The following is a 4,573-nucleotide window of genomic DNA, read 5'->3' as shown; positions in this document are numbered from 1 at the left end:
GGACCAGAGATAGGAGTAGTAGCCGGCCGAATAGCCGTCGCCCGAAAAGATGTGGGAAAAATGCGGCGTGCGGTGCCGCATGACGATCTCCTTCGGCATCCCGAGCGCCGTGAGGGTCTCGCGCTCGAAGGCGTCCGGGTCGATGGTCTTGTCGCCCGCCAGGTGCAGCTTCATGTCCACCAGGGCGCTCGACAGGTACTCCACCGTGCCGAAGCCCTGGTTGAAGGTGGCGGCCTTCTCGATCTTCGCCACCAGCTCCTTCGGGATGACCTGACCCGTCTGGGCGTGCAGGGCGAAGCGGTTGAGCACCTCGGGGGTGGACAGCCAGTGCTCCAGCAGCTGCGAGGGGAACTCCACGTAATCACGCGCCACCGCCGTGCCCGCGAGCGTCGGGTACGTCACGTTGGAGCTCAAGCCGTGCAGGGCATGGCCGAACTCGTGGAAGAGCGTCTCCGCGTCCTCCCAGCTGATGAGGACGGGCTCGCCCGGCTTGCCCTTCACGAAGTTGGAGTTGTTTGAGACGATGGTGGTGACCTCGCCCTTGAACCGCTCCTGGCTGCGGTAGGCGTTCATCCACGCGCCGGAGCGCTTGCCCGGGCGGGCGTACGGGTCGAAGTACCACAGGCCCACGGGCTTGCCGCTGGTGCGGTCCTTCACCTCCCAGACGCGCACGTCGGGGTGGTAGACGGGCACGTCGCTCACGGGGGTGAAGGCGAAGCCGAACAGCTCCCCGGCCACCCAGAACATGCCCTCGCGCAGCTTCTCCATCTGGAGGTAGGGCTTCACCTCGTTCTGGTCCAGGTCGTACTTCGCCTTGCGGACCTTCTCGGCGTAGTAGCGGTAGTCCCAGGGCTCGATCTGAATCTTCGCGCCCTCCTTGTTGGCGATGGCCTGCATGTCGGCCACCTCCTCGCGGACCCGGGCGACGGCGGGCTTCCAGACGGCCTCCATCAGCTCCATGGCGCGCTCGGGCGTCTTGGCCATGGTGTTCTCCAGCCGCCAGTGGGCGTGCGTCGGGTAGCCCAGCAGCTTCGCGCGCTCCACGCGCAGCTTGAGGATCTCGGTGATGAGCGCGTTGTTGTCGTGGGTGTCCGCGTTGTCGCCGCGGTTGACGTAGTTGCGCCAGACCTTCTCGCGCAGCTCGCGCCGGGCCGAGTAGGTGAGGAACGGCTCCATGGAGGAGCGCGTGTTGGTGATGACCCACTTGCCCTTGTGGCCGCGCGCCTCGGCGGCGGCGGCGGCACCCGCGCGCACGGAGTCGGGCAGGCCGGCGAGGTCCGCCTCGGACTCGAGGACGACGGTGTAGCCCTCCTCGTCGGCGAGCACGTTCTGGCTGAAGTTCGTGTAGAGCGAGGCGAGGCGCTGGTTGATGTCTGCCATGCGCTTCTTGGCCGTGGCGTCGAGCTTCGCGCCGGAGCGGACGAAGCGCGTGTAGTAGACCCAGGCCAGGCGCTGCTGCTCGGGGGTGAGCTTCGCCTTGTCGGGCGAGTTGTAGACGGCCTCGATGCGCTGGAAGAGCTTCTCGTTCTGGGTGATCTCGTCCTCGAAGGCGGCCAGCCGGGGCGCCATCTCGCGCTCGATGGCCTGGAACTCGGGCCCGCTCAGCGTGGAGCTCCAGATGCCGTAGAAGGTGCCCACGTCGTTGTACATGCGCCCGGCGTCCTCCAGGGCGGCGAGGGTGTTCTCGAAGGTGGGCGCGGCCGGATTGTTGGCGATGGCGGCGATCTCTCGGCGGTTCTCCTCGATGGAGGCCTCGAGCGCGGGCTTGAAGTGCTCGACCTTGATTTGATCGAACGCCGGGACTCCGCCGTACGCGCCGGACCACTTGGCCAGCAGCGGATTCTGGGCCGTGGCGGCGGGGGCAGGGGGGGGCATGGCGGGGGTCTCCTGGGCCGTGGTGGCCGCAGTGGCGGGGGCCGTGCCTCGACCCTCCTGGGTGGTGGTCGCGCACGAGGCGGACGTGAGCGCGACCACGCCCGCGCTGGCGAGAAGGAGCTTACGCATGAAGGGGTGTCTCCCGACTGGTTGGTGGGGACGAAACTAACGGGAACGCGCCGGAAGTCGAAATGACGGAATCAGCGGGCGGCGATGAGGATGCCTGCTCGGACCTCACCCGTGCCCTCGGACGGTTGGCCTATCTCAGCCCTTCCAACGGAACGGGAAGGCGAGCTGCTCGAGGAAGCCATTGGGCACGTAGTCGCCCAGCACGCCGTAATCGCTGGGCCACTCGCGGTCGCTCTTCACCGCCGTGCCAAACAGGTAGTCGAGGAAGGCGAAGTGGGCCGCGTAGTTGCGGTCCAGCGCTTCCTGGTCCTGGCTGTGGTGCCAGTGGTGGAAGTTGGGGGTGACGATCAGGTAGCGCAGGGGCCCGAGCCGCACGCTCACGTTGGCGTGGTTGAACACGGCCTGGAAGCCGACGATGACGATGTAGGCATCAATCACTTCCTTGCTGAACCCGAGCACGTAGATGGGCGCGAGGATCAGCGTGCGGGTGAGCAGCAATTCGACGATGTGCTGTCGCGAGCCGGCCGGCCAGTCCATGCTCTTCACGCTGTGGTGCACGGCGTGAAGGCGCCAGAGCGCTGGCACCTCGTGGTAGGCGCGGTGCGTCCAGTACTGCACCACTCCGGCGTGGTCAGGTAGGCCGGAAATGGAAGGCCAGCACGCCCAGGAGGCAGAGGATGCCCAGGACGAGGGCGAAGACGCCGGAGACGACGCCGACGCCACGCGGCAGGTGTCCGTGGGATTCGGACAGGCGGTTGAGTCTGTCGAGCATGGCGGTCTGGCGGAAGGAGGAGCGCCGCGACTATATGCGGACACCCCGGCCAACCCCATCCACCCTGGCTCACTCCCAGCGCAGGACCAGCTTCCCCACGGTGTCGTTCTTCGCCATCCGGGTGAGGGCCTCGCGGGCCTCGCGCATGGGGTACACGGCGTCGATCACCGGCACGAGGGCCCCGGAGCGGAACAGGGGTCCCAGGTGCCGCTCGGCGGCCAGGGCCAGGGCCATCTTCTCCTCGGGGGGCCGGCTGCGGAGCACGGTGCCGGTGATGCGCAGGCGCCTCGTGAGGAGGATGTCGAGCTCCGCCTGGGCCACCCGGCCAGCCACGAGTCCCACGAGCATCACGCGCCCCTGGGCCGCCATGGAGCGGAGTGTCTCCGGGAGGTAGTCCCCGCCCACGAGGTCCAACACGAGGTCCACCCCGCGCCCGCCCGTGGCCTCCCGGACGGCGAAGGCGAAGCTCGGCGGCGAGGACTCACACAGCACCGTCTTGTGCACGCCCCACTCGGAGGCGCGGGAGAGTTTCTTCGCATTGCGCCCGGTGCCCACCACCTGGGCTCCCATGGCGCGGCAGAGCTGCGCGGCGGCCGAGCCGACACCGCTGGCCACGGCGTGGATGAGCACGTTCTCTCCCATGCGCAGCCCGCCCTGGAGCACGAGCGCGTCGAAGGCGGTGAGGTACGCCTCGGGGAGCGCGGCGGCCTGGGTGGAGTCGAGGTTCTCCGGGACGGACAGGGCCTCGCGCTCGTGGGTGACGAGCTGCTCGGAGAAGGCGCCTCCGCCCACCAGTCCCATCACCCGGTCTCCCACCTTGAAGCGGCGGACAAGTGGACCGGTGGCCAGCACCTCGCCGGCGTACTCGAGCCCGGGGACGTCGGCGGGGACGCCGGGGGGCGCGGGGTAGCCGCCGTGGAGCTGGAGGAGGTCGGCGCGGTTGAGCGCGCTGGCCTGCACGCGCACGAGGAGCTCCGAGGGGCCGGGGACGGGCGCGGGGCGCTCCTCGAAGTCGAGCACCTCGGGGCCGCCGGGGCGGGTGATGCGGAGGACCTGCATGGTGGGCACCTGGGAAGGGCGGTTGAACCGGGGCAGTCAACCACGGATGCTCCCGCGTCCAGTACAGCCAGCTCGTCGAGGTGTTCATCGTGCCTGTCCGCAAGTTCGCCATCGTTCTCCTGGCCACCGTCGTGTGTGGGGGGCTCGGGTGTGCCCAGCCCCAGGCGCCGCTCCAGGCCAGGGTCGATGCCCAGGGCTCGGTGCGTGGTGATGGCGTGCCCTTCACGTTGTGGATCGATCTCAAGCAGGGGGGCCGGGAGATCGTCGATACCCTCCACGCCGTGCTCGACAAATACCCGATGCTTACCCGTGTCGACGGAGACACGGTCACCCCGGGTCCCGTCACGGTGGTGCTGACGGGGGATGACGAGGCGAAGCGGGACTTCGTCACGCGTCATCCCCAGCGCCGGGCGATGCGCGACAGCAATGACTACTCCCCGGAGGATCCGCCCGCGGACAGCGCCTGGCGCTACTACGCGCTCAAGTGGAGCGACTACCTGGACGCCTCGAGCACCGGGAAGCTCGATGCGGCCCAGCGCGCGCGGCTGGCCTGCATCGTCGAGAACGCACATGCCCAGGGGCGCGAGGTTCGCTTCTTCGGCGCTCCGGGCCATCCCGACGCGTGGCGCGAGGCGCTCGAGGCCGGGGTCGACTTCCTCGGCACCGATGACCTCTCCAGCCTGGACACCTTCCTGGAGGGGGTCCCCTAGTAGAAGATCTCATGCCACGTGGGGACTC

The 4,573-nt window shown here is 68.8% G+C and carries 5 protein-coding genes; 1 reads left to right on the top strand and 4 read right to left on the bottom strand.

Annotation, left to right across the window (positions count from 1 at the left end; genetic code table 11):
* The 4 genes from VF794_RS15375 to VF794_RS15360 all read right to left on the bottom strand — a co-directional run.
* Positions 1–2,004, bottom strand: a 2,004-nt coding sequence (locus VF794_RS15375) for a M3 family metallopeptidase (protein WP_331111082.1), incomplete at its 3' end; no start/stop codon positions are given.
* Between the two features lie 135 nt (positions 2,005–2,139).
* A complete protein-coding gene (locus VF794_RS15370; RefSeq protein ID WP_331111080.1) occupies positions 2,140–2,622 on the bottom strand; it encodes a sterol desaturase family protein in 483 nt (160 codons plus the stop codon).
* A gap of 13 nt (positions 2,623–2,635) precedes the next feature.
* Positions 2,636–2,776, bottom strand: coding sequence for a hypothetical protein (locus VF794_RS15365; RefSeq protein WP_331111078.1), 141 nt, complete (start codon positions 2,774–2,776; stop codon positions 2,636–2,638).
* A gap of 69 nt (positions 2,777–2,845) precedes the next feature.
* Entirely contained in the window at positions 2,846–3,835 is a 990-nt protein-coding gene (locus VF794_RS15360; protein ID WP_331111076.1) for an NAD(P)H-quinone oxidoreductase, read from the bottom strand.
* Positions 3,836–3,924: 89 nt separating this feature from the next.
* Here VF794_RS15360 and VF794_RS15355 point away from each other — a divergent pair, with 89 nt between their 5' ends.
* Positions 3,925–4,545 (top strand): hypothetical protein, encoded by a 621-nt coding sequence (locus VF794_RS15355; protein WP_331111074.1) that lies wholly within the window; start codon positions 3,925–3,927, stop codon positions 4,543–4,545.
* Positions 4,546–4,573 lie beyond the last annotated feature (28 nt).

It is taken from the genome of Archangium sp. (assembly GCF_036389735.1).
GTDB lineage: Bacteria > Myxococcota > Myxococcia > Myxococcales > Myxococcaceae > Archangium.
The sequence above is the reverse complement of the archived record's forward strand: the minus strand, read 5'-3'. Positions and strand labels throughout refer to the sequence as shown.

Bases quoted from the DNA above. Each gene is read 5' to 3' on its own strand.
- VF794_RS15360 (WP_331111076.1), bottom strand. From the start codon at position 3,835: ATGCAGGTCCTCCGCATCACCCGCCCCGGCGGCCCCGAGGTGCTCGAC.
- VF794_RS15365 (WP_331111078.1), bottom strand. From the start codon at position 2,776: ATGCTCGACAGACTCAACCGCCTGTCCGAATCCCACGGACACCTGCCG.